We start from the raw sequence: 16,367 nt of genomic DNA on the forward strand, positions 1-16,367 counted from the left end.
TTTAATTTTAAAAGAGTACTTGCACTAGTCAAATCCCCCTATTATGCAGCTTGCCACTACATTGTCTTACGCACTCAATACAGCCTAGGGAGAGTTCAAGATCCCCACCTGTTACCCATAACCAAGGGTAAAACCAAACCATTAAATTTTTCAATGTGTGTAACCCACTGGGACAACTTTACCCTCTTGTGTTGGGCACTTGGAGCGTACAATGCGCGCCGCATCTAACTCTCTAATGGCTTGTTTGATGTCCTTTAAAAAGAGCGACATTTGCTCCATGCTCTGATCCGCCCTAACGACAATACGCATCACCGACACCTCTTGCAAATTTGCAGGGAGTGTATAGGCAGGGACTTGCCAACCATTGAAGCGCAGATGATCAGCCAGATCGTAAAGATCCCATTGTTTTTCCTCTTTAGCTTTAGCACTCATAGCCCAACAAATAATGGGAATATTTTGCCCCTCATTGATCATGTCAAAAAGCCCCAAGGATTTAATGCCCTTTGCTAAAAACAACCCCACATCACGGGTTTTTGCATGCACGGCTTTATACCCCTCAAAGCCCCAGCGCACAAAGCAATAATATTGTGCCCAGATTTGCGAACCCGATCGGGAAAAATTGATTTGGAAAGTCGGTTCAAAATCCCCTAGATACGCCACTTTAAAGATCAATTCCTCAGGCAAGAACTCTTTATCCCGCCATATCACCCAACCAATCCCCGGATAAATCAAACCGTATTTATGCCCTGAAGTAGAAATAGACACGACATTTTTTAAGCGAAAATCCCAAGCCAAATCAGGGTTGACAAAGGGTAGATAAAGCCCACCTGAAGCCGCATCGACATGGATAGGCACGCTAATTTTTGCGCTTTGGTTGTAGGCACTAAGGTGTTTGTCTAAAGTAACGATGTCGTCAAACATCCCTGTATAGGTGATGCCCATGATGGGCACAATGCCTATGGTGTAATCATCGCAAAGCTCGATGGCCTTTTTTGGATCCAAGGTGAGGTTGTTTCGATCGGTCATGGGGATCTCACGCAATTCAATGTCCCAATAAACGCAAAACTTTTTCCACACTACTTGATAGCCCGAGCCCACAATAAGATTAGGCTTTTTCTTTGCGGTGTCTATGCCTAGCTCTTGAGCACGCTTGCGCCAGCGAAACTTCATAGCCATACCACCTAGCATACAAGCCTCTGAAGAACCCACGGTGGAAGTGCCCATGTAATCCTCTTTAGGGTCGGCGTTCCAAAGATTGGCAATGATATTGACGCACCGCTTTTCTATCTCTGTGGTTTGCGGATATTCGGATTTATCGATGGCATTAGTCGCCATAGAATCGAGCATGATCTTTCTGGCTTCCTCTTCCATGTAGGTTTGCACGAAAGTACAAAGATTGTAGCGGGGGTTACCATCGTGCATCATTTCGTCTGCCACCAATTGATAGGCGATGCGTGGATCCATCATTTTTTGCCCTATCTTGTCACGGGGCAACAAGACATCGCTTTCTAGACTCCCAAAAATAGGTGTGGACGAATTGTCAGCCTTGAAGACAAATTTTTCCTCATCCCTTTCAATGTGGCTTTTTTTGTGTAGCATAAAAACCTCCTCAAAGTTAAGATTGTGTTAACTAAACTAAATGGGCGCTAGTGTTGCCTAACTTGCTTTAAAACATGCTTTGGGTTTGGGGATTATTTTGCATTTTTTAGAAAATTTAACTTCTTAAACCACACACGATTGGATAGTTTTTAGTAGGTAATTGCTAGATTATTGTGTGGATATAGGTGTGTAGCTTTGACATGACTTGTAAATATTCTTACTCTCTCTAATGCACACACTGAAATTCATTAGAGTTTGCAGCATTTCATTACGGGGATGCCATTATCGCCCCCAATTCCTGCAGCACCGCGGATATGGATGCCGTGGACATTAAGGTGCGCATTTAATAAAAGTGGTTATAAGACACTAATTCTAAAAAATAAAGCATGTGGCTTAGAAAGGCTTCAAAATCCAAAGGGATTTGGCTAAACTAAAGACATTTGTTTAGAGGAATGCCCATGCGGCGGTTTCAAGTGTTGCGTCTAGTCTATCTTTGGGGGCTTACACTCTTGCCTTTATGTGCTGAAAATAAGGGTTGGTATTTGAGTTTTGGTCCGCAATTTAGCCTAGTAAGAAGTAATGCACTTGTATCGCAAAACATGGATTTTATTGTGATCAAGGATCAAAGAAGGCTACAAGATAGCATAGCCCCTATGGGTGGGGGCAATGTGCGCTTGGGATTTAAACATTTCTTTGGGCAAAATAAGCAAATCGGACTGCGTTATTATTTTAATTTTGGGGGCAATGGGGGAGCGTGGGTTTCGCAATTTGTCTATGGCTTGGGGGCGGATGTCATGCTGAATTTTATAGAGAGAAAATGGAGAGGGCGGGATTTTACCTTCGGGGGGTTTGTGGGCTTGCTCTTTAGCGTGCAAACTTGGCAAACAGGGGTGGCTTCGGTGTTTCAGGGGGAACTTACGGCGAGTTTAGGTGGAGGTTTTACGCGCAAAGTTTACCCCGTGCAGTTTCAATTACCCTTAAATATTGGCTTGCACTTAAATTTCTCTAAACATCAGGGGTTAGACTTAGGGATCATGATGCCCTTTCTATATTCCCCCCTTGCTCGCTACTCTAAGAACTTTGACCACGATAAAGACAGCGCAACCCTAACCATCCACCGCGATTTTTCGGTGTATCTTAACTACACCTATGCATTTTAGTGGAACAGGTTTTGCTAGGTTGGGATTATATTTTGCCAAAGGAAGTCCATGCGTTACACATTAAAAGCCCCCATTCTCGGGTTTGAGAGAATCATGGAGGTGGAATTAACAAAAATTGATGATCTCTTTAGCCGTGTGAGTAGTGTTGATGGGACCATCAGCATGGTTTTAGCCAACCCCTATAAGCTACGCGAATACAGCTTTAGCATCCCCAAATACATAGAGTTGCTCTTAGAACTCAACGCTAAATCCCATGTAGAAGTGTATTGCGTGGTCGTGGTGCAAAAAAACCTAGAGGACTCGATGGTGAACTTCCTCGCCCCCCTTGTTTTCAACCCCGATAATGGCTACGCCGCCCAAATCGCTCTCTCGATCATGGACTACCCCGACTTTGGCTTTAGAGATACCCTAAAATCCTTCGTGCAAGCTAAAAGCGCTCGTCTAAGCTCTTAAAAGCCCATGTTAGCGATCACTGGGGGAGGCACAGGTGGGCATTTATGCATCGTCCGCTCTTTGGCGCAAGAATTGCAAAATAGGGGGCTAGACTTGCTTTACATTGGCAGCACTTCAGGGCAGGATAAAGCTTGGTTTGAAAACAGCCCTCTTTTCAAACAATGCTTTTTTTTAAACACTACGGGCGTTGTCAACAAGGGGTTTTTTAAAAAAATCCACGCCTTGTATAAGCAACTGCGCTGCACCCAAACCGCTAGAGGTCTTTTAAAAAAACACCACATCAAAGCCTTGATCAGCGTGGGGGGCTTTAGCGCGGGGCCGGGCTCTTTTGCGGGCATTCTCTCCAAAATCCCCCTTTATATCCACGAGCAAAACGCCGTGCAAGGGGCACTAAACAAACTCATCGCCCCCTATGCCAAGTGCATTTTCAGCAGCTTTAAAGGCACAGAGGAGAACCCCAAGCGGATTTACACCCCATACCCCATCCAAAACAGCTTTTTTGAAAGTGCCAGAATCCGCACACAGGTGCAGAGCATTTTATTTTTAGGCGGATCGCAAGGGGCTAGGGCGATCAATGAATTTGCCATTTTATGCGCTAGAAAACTCCTCAAAAGGGGTTTAAAGGTGATCCACCAATGCGGCAAGCTAGACTACGAGCGGGTCGCTAGCGTGTATCAAGGTTTGGGGATTCTAGAGCAAGTCGATCTCTTCGCCTTTGATTTGCAGCTTGTGGAGAAAATGCGCCAAGCGGATATTTGCGTGAGCCGTGCGGGGGCGAGCAGTGTGTGGGAGCTGTGCGCCAACAACTTGCCTACCCTCTTTGTGCCCTACCCCTTCGCCGCCAAAAACCACCAATACTACAACGCCCTAGAGTTCGCCAACGAGGGGCTCGCCCAAATCGTGGAACAGAGCCACCTACACCCCGACCACCTTTTTCACTTCATTGAGTGGCTAGAAACCCCCAAGCAAGGGGGGCTAGAGATCGCCAAAGTGAGCCAGAGCCTACGCCAAAAAGTTTCTAGCGATGGGGCACGCCAAATTGTGGATCGGATTTTAGAACAAATCCAGCCTTAGGCGTAAAAACTTGTCGCCCCCGTGAGCCTAGAGTGGGCGATTAAAATGTCGGCAATGTCCTCATCAAAGAACTCCAACACGCTAAAAAGGGCTAAAAACCCCCCATACAACGCCAAAGCCCACAGTGTGCCCAGCCACGGCCACAGCACAAAAGGCACGAAGATCGACACAATCCACGACTTGGCATTGAGCCATAGAAATTTGTCCTTTGTAGAAATGGCTTGTAAATTTGCTACAGACACGACCAACAAAGGGCACTCCATCAAAACAACCCCATAAACCACGAAGCCAGCGCCGGAGCCTTAAAAAAGAGCATGATTCCTAGCACCACGCCCAAGATTGTAAAGAGAATATCCCGCCAGCGGTCTAAATTACGCCACACATAAAAGGCAATGCCGATAAAAATCAGCATTAAAATGCCCTTGGCCGTGTTGCTTTGCAGTTGCGCCTCAATGGCTTTAAAAAAATTATCTCCCCCATCCGCACCCAAGAAATCTAGGGCTAAAAACACCCACAACCACCGCAAGAAACCCCCTTACAGATAAAATAAGCCGTATTTTAGCACATTTCGTTTAACACGTCCCAAATGCTTTAATCATCCCCTTTTTGCTCTCTAATACTTGCCACTCATAGCAAATATTTTTAATAAAATAACTTATGTAACTTTATATGACTAATATAAAGTTTGCCTTTTAAACGCCCAAAATGCGGGAATTTTTAGCATTATCGTAAAAATATTGCTAATTTTTTCAAAATTTATGCTATACTTCGGGGAAATTTGAGAAAGGAGACCCATGGGCTCAAAGAAAGAGTGGCTCTTAGATGCCTTCATCAAAACCTATCTTTACAACCATGCGCCCGTGGGTTCTGAAAGCTTGCGTTTAGCCTTGCAAGCCCAAGCCGTGCAAATCTCCTCTGCGACCATCCGCAACTACTTTAAACGGCTCACCAGCGAGGGGGCGATTTGCCAAAGCCACTCCAGCAGTGGGCGTGTCCCCACGACCCAAGCCCTAAAAGACTATTGGCGTTCTAAACTCACCCTAAGCACCCCCCTAGAAGTGGATTTAGACAAATTACAAAGGGCGAGCGAAAGCTATAGGATTTTTAGCATGGTGGAGCGTTACCAAAAGGCGACCTTGCAGGCGGTGCATAACCACGCTGGGCAGTTTTTGATTTTAGACTTTGGCAACAGCACGCCCGCCCTGCTCGCTTACAACAAAAAACTAGAGGGCTTTATTAAGGATTTGATCGGGCTAGAGTGCAAGGCGATCCAAGAACTTGCCTTATCCGTGTGTGCCACAAGCCTAGCCAAAAAGATCGACCAACTCTATCAAGAAAAACTTTACTTTGGGCTGTGTGTGCTTGGGCAACTCGCCCAAAGCAGGGGGGCGCAAGGGCTTTTTAGGCAAATCTTAGAGGGGAGTTTGCTAAGGGGGCTAAAGCAGGGGCTACACTTTGAAAAGGTCTTGCCCTTGGGGTTTTTGGGTGTGTTTTGCCCCATTAAGCTCAAGGGCGAGCAAACCCGTATGCTCTGTGTGGGAGGGCTAGAGCAGGATTTTGAGGGCTTTTATGGGGCGATTAGGGGGTTATCACTATGAAAGAGGAGAAAATGACAGACACAGCATTAGAAGTGGAAAAATTAAGAGAGCAAGAAGCGGTGGGCGAAACTGAGGCAAACGAGGCAGGCGAAGCGCAAGCCCAGAAAGAGCCACCAATCGACTACCAAGCGAAGTTTAAAGAGGCACAGGATTTATACCTACGCACCCACGCCGACTTTGAAAACGCCAAAAAAAGGCTAGAAAAAGACAAGGCGATGGCACTAGAATACGCCTATGAAAAGATCGCCAACGATTTACTGCCCGTGATCGACACCCTGCACGCCGCCTTGAGTAGTGCTAAGCAAGAGGGCAGCGAGGGCGTGGCTCAAGGCTTGGAGCTCACCTTGCAAAAAATGCACGAGGTGCTCGCAAAGCATGGCATTGAATGCGTAGAGTGTGGGCTGGAGTTTGACCCCAACTTGCATAATGCAATCATGCAAGTGCAAGCAGAGGGGCAAGAGGAGGGGCAGATCGTAGAGGTCTTTCAAAAGGGCTACAAGTATAAAGAACGCTTGTTACGCCCCGCAATGGTGAGCATTGCAAAAAACTAATTAATCTCAACACAAAGGATACAAAATGGCAAAAGTGATCGGAATCGACTTAGGCACCACCAACTCCGCAATGGCGGTTTATGAGGGCAATGAGGCAAAAATCATTGCGAATAAAGAGGGCAAAAACACCACGCCTTCTATCGTGGCTTTCACCGACAAGGGCGAAATTTTAGTGGGCGAGAGCGCCAAACGCCAAGCGGTTACTAACCCCGAAAAAACCATTTATTCTATCAAAAGAATTATGGGGTTGATGAGCAATGAGGACAAAGCCCAAGAGGCAAAAAAACGCCTGCCTTATAAAATCGTGGATCGCAATGGGGCTTGTGCCGTAGAAATTGCGGGCAAAATCTACACCCCCCAAGAAATCTCGGCTAAAATCCTCATGAAACTCAAAGAGGATGCAGAAAGTTACTTAGGCGAACCAGTGAATGAGGCGGTGATCACCGTGCCCGCTTACTTCAACGACAGCCAAAGAAAGGCGACTAAAGAGGCGGGCACCATCGCCGGGCTAAATGTCCTAAGAATCATCAACGAGCCCACTTCAGCAGCCCTAGCTTATGGCTTAGACAAAAAAGAGTCTGAAAAAATCATGGTTTATGACCTTGGCGGGGGGACCTTCGATGTTACCGTGCTTGAAACGGGCGATAATGTCGTGGAAGTGCTTGCCACCGGCGGGGATGCCTTCTTAGGGGGCGATGACTTTGACAACCGCATCATCGACTTCATCGCTAAAGAATTTGAAGCGGAAAATGGCATTGACATTAAAAAGGACACCATGGCTTTGCAGCGCTTGAAAGAAGCGAGCGAAAACGCCAAAAAGGAACTGAGCTCCGCTCAAGAAACTCAGATCAATTTGCCCTTCATCACCGCCGATGCCAGCGGGCCTAAACACTTGGTGAAAAAGCTCACCCGGGCGAAGTTTGAAAGCTTGATCGACGACTTGATCGAGGACACCATTAAAAAAATCGACAGCGTGATCCAAGATGCGGGCTTAAGCCGTGGCGACATCGCCGAAGTGGTGATGGTGGGCGGATCGACTCGTATTCCCAAAGTGCAAGAGCGGGTGAAAAACTTCATTAACAAAGACTTAAACAAGTCTGTCAATCCCGATGAAGTCGTGGCTGTGGGGGCGAGTATCCAAGCCGGTGTGCTTAAGGGCGATGTGAAAGATGTCTTGCTCTTAGATGTGATCCCTTTAAGTCTAGGCATTGAAACTTTGGGCGGTGTGATGACAAAAGTCATTGAAAAGGGCACGACCATCCCCGCTAAAAAAGCCCAAGTCTTCTCCACCGCTGAGGACAACCAACCCGCCGTGTCCATCTTAGTCTTGCAGGGTGAAAGGGAATTTGCTAAGGACAACAAATCCCTAGGCAAGTTTGACTTAACCGGCATTGCCCCAGCCCCTAGAGGCGTGCCCCAAATTGAGGTTACCTTTGACATTGACGCAAACGGGATTTTAACCGTGTCCGCCAAAGACAAAAACACCGGCAAATCCCAAGAGATCAAAATCACCGGTTCTAGTGGCCTTAGCGACAGCGAGATCGATAAAATGGTCAAAGACGCAGAACTACACAAAGAAGAAGATGCTCGCCGTAAAGCGGTGGTGGAAGCCAAAAACCAAGCCGAAAGCCTAGCGCACCAAACCAAGAAAAACCTTGAGGAGCACAAGGCAAACTTAGAGCCTGGCGAAGTGGAAAAAATCCAAAAAGCCCTAAGCGATTTGGAAAGTACGCTGAAAAACGAAAACGCCAGCAAGGAAGAAGTGGAGGCAAAAATGAAAGCCTTGGCCGAATCTTCGCAAAAGCTCACAGAGGCGATGATGCAAAAAGAGCAAAACCCCCAAGCGGCTAAAAAAGATGAGGATGTGATAGACGCTGAGGTGGAATAAACACTAGCAGCACTCCTCATAAGGGGCACTCCCTTAGCCTTGAAGTAGGATGGTACCGCTCCTCTTGAGGCGTTACAAGCCAAAAGCAAGGAGTTAAAGAGGAGTTAAGGGGGCGAAATGAGCATAACCAAAGGGATTGGCGCAAAAAAATAAAGAGAATTTAGAGATACCCAAGACATCTACATTACAAAGAGTCTCAAAGTGGGTTTAAAAGGGCTGTTTTTAAACGGATCCCAACCGCCCTTGTGTGTGAGGTGTGGCATGCCAAACTTTTAGAGACCTTACACTTTATGGGGGTAATCAAAACCACGCACGGGGTGGGGATCATCCACCCCCCTCAAAAGAAAACCCCGCTCCTACGCTTAAAAATTTATCTGTATTGCTAGGCTAATGGTGGTGAAAAATTTAGAGTTTTTGTTTAGAATCTTTAAAGGGTTGCCCCATTTGGGCTTAAGCCTTGTAGGCACGAGGGAATTAGAGGCTAAACCCAAAGACATGGTAAGTTTTAATGTGTCTTTTTTGGGAGTGGTGGCAAATAGCCAAATGGCTACCCTGCTGTGCACCCACGATACGCTGATCTTGCCAAGCGTTGCCAAGCCTTGGGGCTTGGCGGTGGAGCAAGTCTTAGCGGTGGTTTGCCGGTTTTGGTGAGCTGTGCGTGTGGGGGGGCAAGTGTTTGTAGAAAATGGAGTTAATGGTTTTGTGTTTGATTTTAAAGATGAGGGAGCTTTAAGGGGGTTTTTAGAGGGTTTAGGAGAGCATTACCCCACGCTTTTAAAGGGGGCAGCCGTGGGACTTGTCCGCTAAAGATTCAAGCAAGTGGAGGCGTATTTTAATGGTCTCTAATCTTAGATTAGGAGGTTACAATGATATGTTGATAAAATGATTAAGGGTAGAGTTTTAGAGTTTAGGTCTATATTTTTGAATATCTTAGGAGAAACCATGCCTCTTACAGAACAAACAAAATTGATTATGTTCGTGGATTGGGAATGTTTACGGGGGGATTTTGAGTATTTGCAAAAGTTTTGCCCTGATTTTAAGCCCCCCCATTTCAACTACAACAACATGCACCAGCTCATGGCGTTTTTTAAAGTCTTTATCAAGCCCGATGAGGTGCTTTACCGCATGTATATCTATGTGTCCGAGCCTTTTGTGGAGGCAGCCGCTAGGGCACGAGATGAGCTAAAGACGCAGATTGAGGACTACAAGCGCGATTACCCCAAAGACTACGAGGGCAAGATAAGAAGGTCTAACAATGTGCAAGAGTTTAACCGCAATTTGACCCTTTGGACGGACATGCCAAAAGAGGTGCGGGTGGGGAAGGCAAAGATTTTATTCGAGTATGTGCCCTGCATTGAAGAGGTGGATCGGGTAAAAATGGAAAGTACCCGTAAGCAAATGTTTGTGCGCCAAAAGCAAGTGGATTTGCTCTTAGGGTTGGACATGGCGCATTTGGTGGATAATTTTTGCCAAACTAACCAGCATGGGCATATTTTGCTCTTTAGTCGCGATAGCGACTTTGTGCCCGCTTTGGAGTTTGCCAGAGATCAGCATGTCTTTAAGGTGTTTATCGGGCGCATGGAGAAGTTCCCTCCCTTCCCCGATGAGCTCAAGGGGGCGTGCGATGGCGTGCGGATGTTAAGCGTGGCTCGGGTGCTAGAGAGCATTCCACAGCCAAAACCCCGAGCTCACAAGCCCTACACCCCCCTAAATAACCCCTTTGATGGGCTAAAAGGTGAGACGCATTTCTAGCATTTCTCTCATCACTCCCGTGCTAAACGGGGGCAAGACGATGAAAAGAGCATGTGATCTGTCGCCATGCAAAGTACGCCCTCCCCGTGGAGCATTTGATCCTCGATGGGGGCAGCACGGACAACATGCTTGAGATTTTAAAAGCTCACTCTCATTTGCAAGTCTTTAACTCTAAGGACAAAGGACTTTATGGTGCAATGAATAAGAGCATTTTTTTAGTAAATGGGGAGATTGTGGGGATACTCAAATAGCGATGATTTAGCTGATTCTAGTGTGCTGGCACAAGTGTGTGGGGTGTTTAAAACGCACCTATGGGCGGATATGGTCTATGCTGATTTGGCATATGTTAAGTGGACTAAAATTGTGTACCACTATGTGGGTGGATATTTTAGCAAGAAAGGGTTTTACGGCAGGGTCTCGGCGCGCCCAACCCTTTTTGTGGGTAGAAAAGTTTATACCCGCTTTGGGGGCTATGAAATAGATTACAAAATCGCCACCGATAATGTGTTTTCGTTGCGTGCGCTATATACGGCTAGCGGACTTGAGGGCGGAGTCTATACTGAAAGTGGGGGGGAAATGGGCATGGAAAGTGGCACTCGGGGATTAAAGAGTTTGTGGCTCACAAACAAAGAAAATCTAAGAGCGCGTAAAGAAAAGGTATAAAAGCAAGCACGGCAACCATGCTCTTAAGGTATCTGTATAAAATCTTAGAGTTTGTCTTGTGCGTGCAAGGTCTAGGTGTTAAGTACCATAAATCGAAAAACTTTAGGGTAGGGGACACTCCTTTTAAAAGGGTGTGCGCCACAAGGTAAAATTAATCTTTGCTATTAGACTCGTTAGCTGCCCCGTAGGCGAATTTGACATAAATGGCTAGGCCAATGAGAAGTGCCGATACCCCTGCTGCCAAATACACGGCGTAGATGATCTTATTCGGTGCACTGATGCTAAATTTAAAGACCAGCATCAACGCTTCAATGGCTAGGGCGATGATGATCGAACCTAAAAAGCGGATCATCGTGCGGTGTATGGCGCGGTGGCTATCCCCGCTATTTTTACCTAAAACTTCTTCTTCAAAAATCGCTTTGACTAGATCGACCGTGGCTAAAGCTAAGGTCAATAAAACAATCGGGTGGAAAACTTCCTTCACATCAAAGCTACTAAAGTGTATTAAAGCGTGGTAAAGGCTCGATAGACTCTTAACGAATAAGAGCAAAGACACAAGGGCTAAAGTGATGGAAATGCTAAAATACATCACCACGCTACCCTCAGCAAAGGCGCTGTAATGTTTAGAAGAGGAGCTTAAAGCCACGGCGACCCTTAAGGGGATGTGCATACACACCACATAAAACAACTCGTCCTTGTCGTTGTAAATGGGGTAGGCAGCTGTTACAACTAGCCCCCGATTGCTACGGGTGGGGTAGGGGTTTGTGAGGATACAACGCCGTTCAGCCACCGCCTCATAGAAATACCCCCGCTCTAAAGAGTTTTGGGCAAAAGAGCTCTTGACATTACCCTCTCCATCGATCAAGTTGCCATTGACATCTAGGATAAAAATATCCTCCTTAATGCGGACTTCTTGCTTAATACGCTCCATCGCTAGTTGTATGTATGTTAAGGTCGGCTCTTTAAGATAGTTCTTAATATTTTGGGTCAACAAATAGGACACATAGGCATAAAGCTCACTCTTGATCTTGGTGTATTCGGTCACATCTTTAGACAACATGCGCACTCCTATTGGTTTAGTATGAAGGTTTGCCCCCCTCTTAAATCATTTTGCAAGGCTTGCATGCTTTTTGTAAATAGTTTGTTTAAGGCTAAGTTTAGGGCATGGTTGTAGTTGGCATTAGGTCCGCTGCGCTCATTAGGGTCGCTATCTAGTGGGTTGGCGCGTAAAATGGGCTGCTCAATCCGCACGCTAATGTGGCTTAAACACTTAGTGGAGTTTTCAGCACACAGGCGCAAACTGATTTCACTCCTAGCATCTAGCATTTGCAACACTTGCGCAGGGTCTAAAGAGTTGTTGTGCCCCCTTTTAAGTATTTTGGCAATGTCTTTTAAATCTTTTGGAGTATTTTTAAAAGCTAGACTGATTTTAGCTTGCAAATGGGTATTGTAACCCTGCGGATTTAAGGGGTAACCTAGATGTTTAAGCAACCCAATTGTGGCTCTTTGTAGGGCTTTTGTGAATTGGTGGCGATCATACTCGGGGACGAACTCGGCGTTAAAGACCACCTTAGGTGAGTTTAAGAATAGTGGGTCTAGAGCGAGGTTAATTTTAGACGGGTTTAAAGGATAGCTTAAATTCAGGCTAAAAGGCGAAAATACACTATTGCACCCCCAAAATAGCCCGATCAAAAACACCCAAAAGCGCATAAAAACCCCTTTAAAAAATACGGACATTATAGCCTAAGAAGGGTTAACTTAGTGTATCTGTTTTAACTGAGATCAACGCAGGACTGGGCGGTTGAATTTTGGTCATGTTGGTTTGACAGAGAACTGCAAACCAGGTGAGCACGCTACTCCCACAATAGATAACAATAGCACAGACGACCATTTGAGGATTTAAAATGGGAAAAATCAAAAGTGGCGGACAGGGAGGGATTCGAACCCTCGGTAACCTTGCGGCTACGCATCCTTAGCAGGGATGTGGTTTCAGCCAACTCACCCACCTGTCCACAAGCACAAAACTAGATTTTAATTAAAGATAACTGAAGGACAGCTTAGTATGCTAAAATAAACGGATTTTAAACAAAGGATCTAACATGCCCACTTTTCAAACCATCGGGGTGATGGGCGCAATGGCCGAAGAAATCGCCCCCATTTTAGCCAAATTCTCCCAACACACGCAAGAAACCCTAGGCAACAACACCTACTACGGTCTAAAACTCCAAGATTTAAACATCGTGCTCGCCTACAGCAAAATAGGTAAGGTGCATGCCGCCACCACTGCCACCACGCTGGTTTTGCACCACCGCGTGCAAGCCATTATCTTTAGCGGTGTTGCTGGCGGATTAGCTCCAAATCTAGCCATTAATGACTTGCTTTTAGCAACCAAACTTTGTCAAGCTGACATTGACCTAACTCCCTTCAACCACCCTTTAGGCTTTATCCCTGAAAGTAGCGTGTTTGTGGAGAGCGACCCACAATTAAACGCCCTAGCTAAAAGTGTGGCGCAAAAATTAAATCTCTCTTTGAAAGAGGGGATCATTGCCACTTGCGATCAATTTGTGAGCGACCCCAAACGTAAACAATCCTTTGCCCAACACTTCGGGGCAAGTGCCGTAGAAATGGAGGGGGCGAGTTTGGGCTTTGTGTGCCGCGATTTCAACATCCCCTTTTGCGTGTTAAGGAGTGTGAGCGACACGGCCGATGGCGCAGCCCCTGTGGACTTTGACGCATTCTTGCACCAAAGCGCACAGATCAGCGCAGACTTTGTCTACGCTATGTTGCAGGAATTAGCCATAAACAAAAGTTAAGGTCGTTGAGGAGGTGTTTAAACACCCATTTAGGTTTGTTTAAGAGTTTTTAAAAGCCATAGCAAGGCGTTCTCTACCAAAGCACATGTAGACAAATACCTTTCTTTTAGATTGTAGATTGGATTAACTAGATTATTTTGTTTATGATAAAGTTGAGGGCACTCTAGGGCGTAATGGGGAATGTGTGGACGAAGTAGGTGTCTATATTTTTTTTCAGTGGTGTAGCCTAGAGCTAAAAAGTTTTCAAAGCACAAGTTAAACTTATACCCACTGATAAACTCGTGCTTGTTTAGCGCCAAATGTCCAATCGTGTTAAACACCCTACCCCGCTCCCGCCACAGGTGGCTCGACTCAATGAACGCGTCTAAAAGCGTGGTAAATATTAACGACCTTAGCGCAAAATGGCGGAAATGTCCACGATGTCCTCAAGCATGACCTTCACCTTGCAATCGGCACACACATACAAGCTAGCGATGCGGCGTTGATCGCCCTGAAAACGCGGCTCCATAAACTTAGCGATTTTCAACACGCTTTTACTTGTCCCCATCGCCTTGCCACACATGCGGCAAGAAAACAAAGTGTCTTCAGCCATCAGCTGAGGGGTAAAGTAGCTAGGATTTAGGGCAATGCCATCCCTTTCTAACTCAAGGCACTTCTCAGGGCAGGTGGGCACGCAATACCCGCAAGTGGTGCATAAGGACGGGTTAAAAAGCAGGCGGTAGTTGTTGCCATCGATGCTTAGGGCGTTGGTGTTGCACGCCCCCACGCACGCTAAACAAAGCGTGCAGCTCTCAAAAATTTTAATGTGCCCATAGCGGATAAACGCCCCACAGCCCACCTGCCCAAAATCCCCCTCACCCACCATGTGCGCGAGGCGTTTGGCGAACAGATCGCGCTTGGTGTGTATGGGGGTGGTGGGGGGGCTAAAATGGGTGTGCTCTAAAATCTGCGCCTGCTCTAGGCAAGCTTTAAGCTCCTCTGGGCTAAAGGCACACAAGATCGCCGGTTGTTGGTAGATTTTTTCATAAATGCCATTGAGCAGTGCGATGCTTTCAAGAGTGCCCACACCTAGCTCTTTGGCGTAGAGCACCACTTGCGCCCCGCTCTCTTGCAAGAGTGTAAGCAAATAGGTTTGTTCTAAGATGTTGGCGTTCAGGCTTAAGGGCAACACCTCTTTTTTAAGCGGGGTAGTGGGCAATTCTATATTTTTGTCTAAAATGAGGGGGATATAGCCTTGATAGAGTTTAGCAATGGCTTGCATGCACTCTAGGCTCAAGGCGTTATAGTGTAAACTTCCGCTCGGGCACACGGCGATGCACTTGCCGCAGTCAATACAATCTTGAGGTTTGATCTCTAAATGGCGGTTGTCCGCACACTCTACCCCCTTTTCTCTAGCAATTTCGGGGTCTAGCTTGGTGATGGCAAGCGTGGGGCAAACCTCCGTGCATTTGCCACAACACTCCACCCGTCGTTGGTGGTATTGACAAATGTTGGAGTTGTAGCTAAACACCTCTAAAGGGGTTTCTTGGGTGGAGGTGGGGGCAAAGTCAAATTGTAGACCATGCACCTCGTAGAGTAGCGATAGGCTGGCGGCTAATTCTAGGGGGCTTTGGGTGCTGTTTTCAATGAGAAAATTAATTTCAGGTGCGACCCTCTTGGCTCCCTTCAAAGGCACATTGCTCACCACGCAATCAGTTGGCGCGGGGACATCTTGCACCACGATGTGCTCGTGGGGGGCGACTAGTGGGTGCTTGGGGTCTTTGACATAGACAAATTCCAGCAAGGGGCTATTTTTCCACCACAATTTGCATTTTTTGCCCCTTCAAGCGCACATAGAGTTCTTTTAGCCCATGTGATTTGTAAGTGGACTTTTTGTGTTTATAGGCTTCGTAGTCTTGGTTAAAGGCGATGCGGAAAAGCTTATCTCCCCCGCTGGTGGGGTAAGGGGTGACATTCACACCCGAAATGCGGATGATTTTACCCTCGTTTTTGGCGAAGATTTTGGTTTTGAATTTCTCAAACTTTTTAATGTCCATGCCACTCACATGTCTAAAGTCGGGGGCGTAAAACTCCAAATAGGACACTAAATTACTCTTAGCCCACGCTGAACGCCACGCATAAAGACTGCTTAAAAGTGTGGCTAGCTCCGCCTTGCTCGCTTGGGGCAGGTTGTTTTCATAGACGATCAAAATGGACTTCTTGCCTTGAATGATCTTGTCGTAAGTTTTGAGGGCGTTGTTGTTGATGGCGATGCAACCCTTGGTGTTGTTGTTCCGTTTACCATCTAAGGGCATGCCATGGATCCAAATGCCGTGCCCGGTGCGTTTTAAAACCACATCTAGGGGGTTGGGGTAGTTGGTAACAAGGGCTAGGGGTCCATAAAAAGTGCTGGGGGGGGCGATCTTTTTGATGATTTGATAAACCCCTATGGGGGTCGCCTTATCCCCCTCGCTCACCTTCACCCCGATTTTAGAACCCACAAGGGCTTTTGTGGCGTCTACCCTAGTGATTTTCTCCCCACCCATTTGGTAGAGCTCTAATTTGGGGTTGGCCTTGTTGATCAAAAACAAATAGTTTAAATCTTCATAGTAGCCATAGGTGGTGTCCTTGGTCTCTAGCAAATCCTCCCAAAACGCCCTTTGGCTCAAATAGGATTGCAAAAGCTTTTCAATGGACTCGATGCCCTTTTCGTGGTAAGCCTTGACAAAGCCCATTAAAGTGTCCGCCTGCGCCCCCACCGCTAAAGCCACCGCCACAAAAATAGAGCGCAAAAACGCTTTTTGCAAAAACATGCTAACCCCTAAAATAGAAAATGA

Annotated in this window: 19 protein-coding genes and 1 tRNA gene; 12 read left to right on the top strand and 8 right to left on the bottom strand. The window is 46.5% G+C overall.

All coding sequences use genetic code 11. The features are described from left to right. Window positions 1–150: 150 nt before the first annotated feature. Window positions 151–1,599 (bottom strand): glutamate decarboxylase, encoded by a 1,449-nt coding sequence (gene gad, locus QSJ47_RS00780; protein WP_221271795.1) that lies wholly within the window; start codon window positions 1,597–1,599, stop codon window positions 151–153. Between the two features lie 458 nt (window positions 1,600–2,057). Here gad and QSJ47_RS00785 point away from each other — a divergent pair, with 458 nt between their 5' ends. Genes QSJ47_RS00785 through murG form a run of 3 tightly spaced genes read left to right on the top strand, consistent with a single transcriptional unit; the run spans window position 2,058 to window position 4,286 of the window. Continuing rightward, a complete protein-coding gene (locus tag QSJ47_RS00785; protein ID WP_221271797.1) occupies window positions 2,058–2,759 on the top strand; it encodes an outer membrane beta-barrel protein in 702 nt (233 codons plus the stop codon). 48 nt (window positions 2,760–2,807) lie between these two features. Further along, window positions 2,808–3,212 carry a flagellar assembly protein FliW gene (gene fliW / locus QSJ47_RS00790; RefSeq protein WP_221271800.1) on the top strand — a complete coding sequence of 135 codons (405 nt, stop codon included), beginning with the start codon at window positions 2,808–2,810 and terminating at the stop codon, window positions 3,210–3,212. Window positions 3,213–3,218: 6 nt separating this feature from the next. Next, a complete protein-coding gene (gene murG, locus QSJ47_RS00795; RefSeq protein WP_221271803.1) occupies window positions 3,219–4,286 on the top strand; it encodes an undecaprenyldiphospho-muramoylpentapeptide beta-N-acetylglucosaminyltransferase in 1,068 nt (355 codons plus the stop codon). Here the strand turns inward: murG and QSJ47_RS00800 are convergent. Next, window positions 4,283–4,549, bottom strand: a complete 267-nt coding sequence (locus QSJ47_RS00800; RefSeq protein ID WP_221272629.1) for a competence protein ComB — start codon at window positions 4,547–4,549, stop codon at window positions 4,283–4,285. The two genes, murG and QSJ47_RS00800, sit on opposite strands and share 4 nt — an antisense overlap. After that, a complete protein-coding gene (locus tag QSJ47_RS00805; protein ID WP_285602130.1) occupies window positions 4,549–4,812 on the bottom strand; it encodes a TrbC/VirB2 family protein in 264 nt (87 codons plus the stop codon). The genes QSJ47_RS00800 and QSJ47_RS00805 overlap by 1 nt, the downstream gene beginning before the upstream one ends. A gap of 268 nt (window positions 4,813–5,080) precedes the next feature. On the opposite strand from QSJ47_RS00805, the gene QSJ47_RS00810 reads away from it, so the two are divergent. From QSJ47_RS00810 to QSJ47_RS00845, 8 genes are all read left to right on the top strand, one after another. Beyond that, complete coding sequence (locus QSJ47_RS00810) at window positions 5,081–5,884, top strand: HrcA family transcriptional regulator (RefSeq protein WP_285602131.1); 804 nt, start codon at window positions 5,081–5,083, stop codon at window positions 5,882–5,884. Then, window positions 5,881–6,435, top strand: coding sequence for a nucleotide exchange factor GrpE (grpE, locus tag QSJ47_RS00815; protein ID WP_221271811.1), 555 nt, complete (start codon window positions 5,881–5,883; stop codon window positions 6,433–6,435). Before QSJ47_RS00810 ends, grpE begins: the two co-directional genes overlap by 4 nt. 25 nt (window positions 6,436–6,460) lie before the next feature. After that, window positions 6,461–8,323: a molecular chaperone DnaK gene (gene dnaK, locus QSJ47_RS00820; protein ID WP_285602132.1), complete on the top strand. Its 1,863-nt coding sequence runs from the start codon at window positions 6,461–6,463 to the stop codon at window positions 8,321–8,323. Between the two features lie 393 nt (window positions 8,324–8,716). Next, the gene (locus QSJ47_RS00825; RefSeq protein ID WP_221271813.1) at window positions 8,717–8,974 is read left to right on the top strand and encodes a hypothetical protein; all 258 of its coding nucleotides are present in this window, start codon (window positions 8,717–8,719) and stop codon (window positions 8,972–8,974) included. A 21-nt stretch (window positions 8,975–8,995) separates the two neighbouring features. Next, complete coding sequence (locus QSJ47_RS00830; RefSeq protein ID WP_285602133.1) at window positions 8,996–9,130, top strand: hypothetical protein; 135 nt, start codon at window positions 8,996–8,998, stop codon at window positions 9,128–9,130. Between the two features lie 135 nt (window positions 9,131–9,265). Next, window positions 9,266–10,075 carry an NYN domain-containing protein gene (locus QSJ47_RS00835; protein ID WP_221271814.1) on the top strand — a complete coding sequence of 270 codons (810 nt, stop codon included), beginning with the start codon at window positions 9,266–9,268 and terminating at the stop codon, window positions 10,073–10,075. 53 nt (window positions 10,076–10,128) lie between these two features. Beyond that, on the top strand, window positions 10,129–10,326 hold the full coding sequence (locus tag QSJ47_RS00840; RefSeq protein ID WP_260321592.1) for a glycosyltransferase: 198 nt from the start codon (window positions 10,129–10,131) through the stop codon (window positions 10,324–10,326). Next, a complete protein-coding gene (locus QSJ47_RS00845; RefSeq protein WP_285602134.1) occupies window positions 10,298–10,738 on the top strand; it encodes a glycosyltransferase family protein in 441 nt (146 codons plus the stop codon). Before QSJ47_RS00840 ends, QSJ47_RS00845 begins: the two co-directional genes overlap by 29 nt. Window positions 10,739–10,889: 151 nt before the next feature. Here the strand turns inward: QSJ47_RS00845 and QSJ47_RS00850 are convergent, their stop codons facing one another. The 3 genes from QSJ47_RS00850 to QSJ47_RS00860 form a co-directional block, all read right to left on the bottom strand. After that, a complete protein-coding gene (locus QSJ47_RS00850; RefSeq protein WP_221271816.1) occupies window positions 10,890–11,798 on the bottom strand; it encodes a PDC sensor domain-containing protein in 909 nt (302 codons plus the stop codon). A gap of 8 nt (window positions 11,799–11,806) precedes the next feature. Continuing rightward, window positions 11,807–12,448: a hypothetical protein gene (locus tag QSJ47_RS00855; protein WP_221271818.1), complete on the bottom strand. Its 642-nt coding sequence runs from the start codon at window positions 12,446–12,448 to the stop codon at window positions 11,807–11,809. A 211-nt stretch (window positions 12,449–12,659) separates the two neighbouring features. Continuing rightward, window positions 12,660–12,750, bottom strand: a tRNA-Ser gene (locus QSJ47_RS00860). Between the two features lie 87 nt (window positions 12,751–12,837). On the opposite strand from QSJ47_RS00860, the gene QSJ47_RS00865 reads away from it, so the two are divergent. Beyond that, the gene (locus QSJ47_RS00865) at window positions 12,838–13,551 is read left to right on the top strand and encodes a 5'-methylthioadenosine/adenosylhomocysteine nucleosidase (RefSeq protein WP_221271819.1); all 714 of its coding nucleotides are present in this window, start codon (window positions 12,838–12,840) and stop codon (window positions 13,549–13,551) included. Between the two features lie 391 nt (window positions 13,552–13,942). Here QSJ47_RS00865 and QSJ47_RS00875 read toward each other — a convergent pair whose 3' ends face one another. Further along, complete coding sequence (locus QSJ47_RS00875) at window positions 13,943–15,355, bottom strand: 4Fe-4S dicluster domain-containing protein (protein WP_285602135.1); 1,413 nt, start codon at window positions 15,353–15,355, stop codon at window positions 13,943–13,945. Then, complete coding sequence (locus QSJ47_RS00880; protein ID WP_285602136.1) at window positions 15,339–16,343, bottom strand: L,D-transpeptidase family protein; 1,005 nt, start codon at window positions 16,341–16,343, stop codon at window positions 15,339–15,341. Before QSJ47_RS00880 ends, QSJ47_RS00875 begins: the two co-directional genes overlap by 17 nt. Window positions 16,344–16,367 lie beyond the last annotated feature (24 nt).

Origin of the sequence: Helicobacter sp. NHP22-001 (genome assembly GCF_030270165.1) — a bacterium.
Taxonomy (GTDB): Bacteria; Campylobacterota; Campylobacteria; order Campylobacterales; family Helicobacteraceae; genus Helicobacter; species Helicobacter gastrofelis.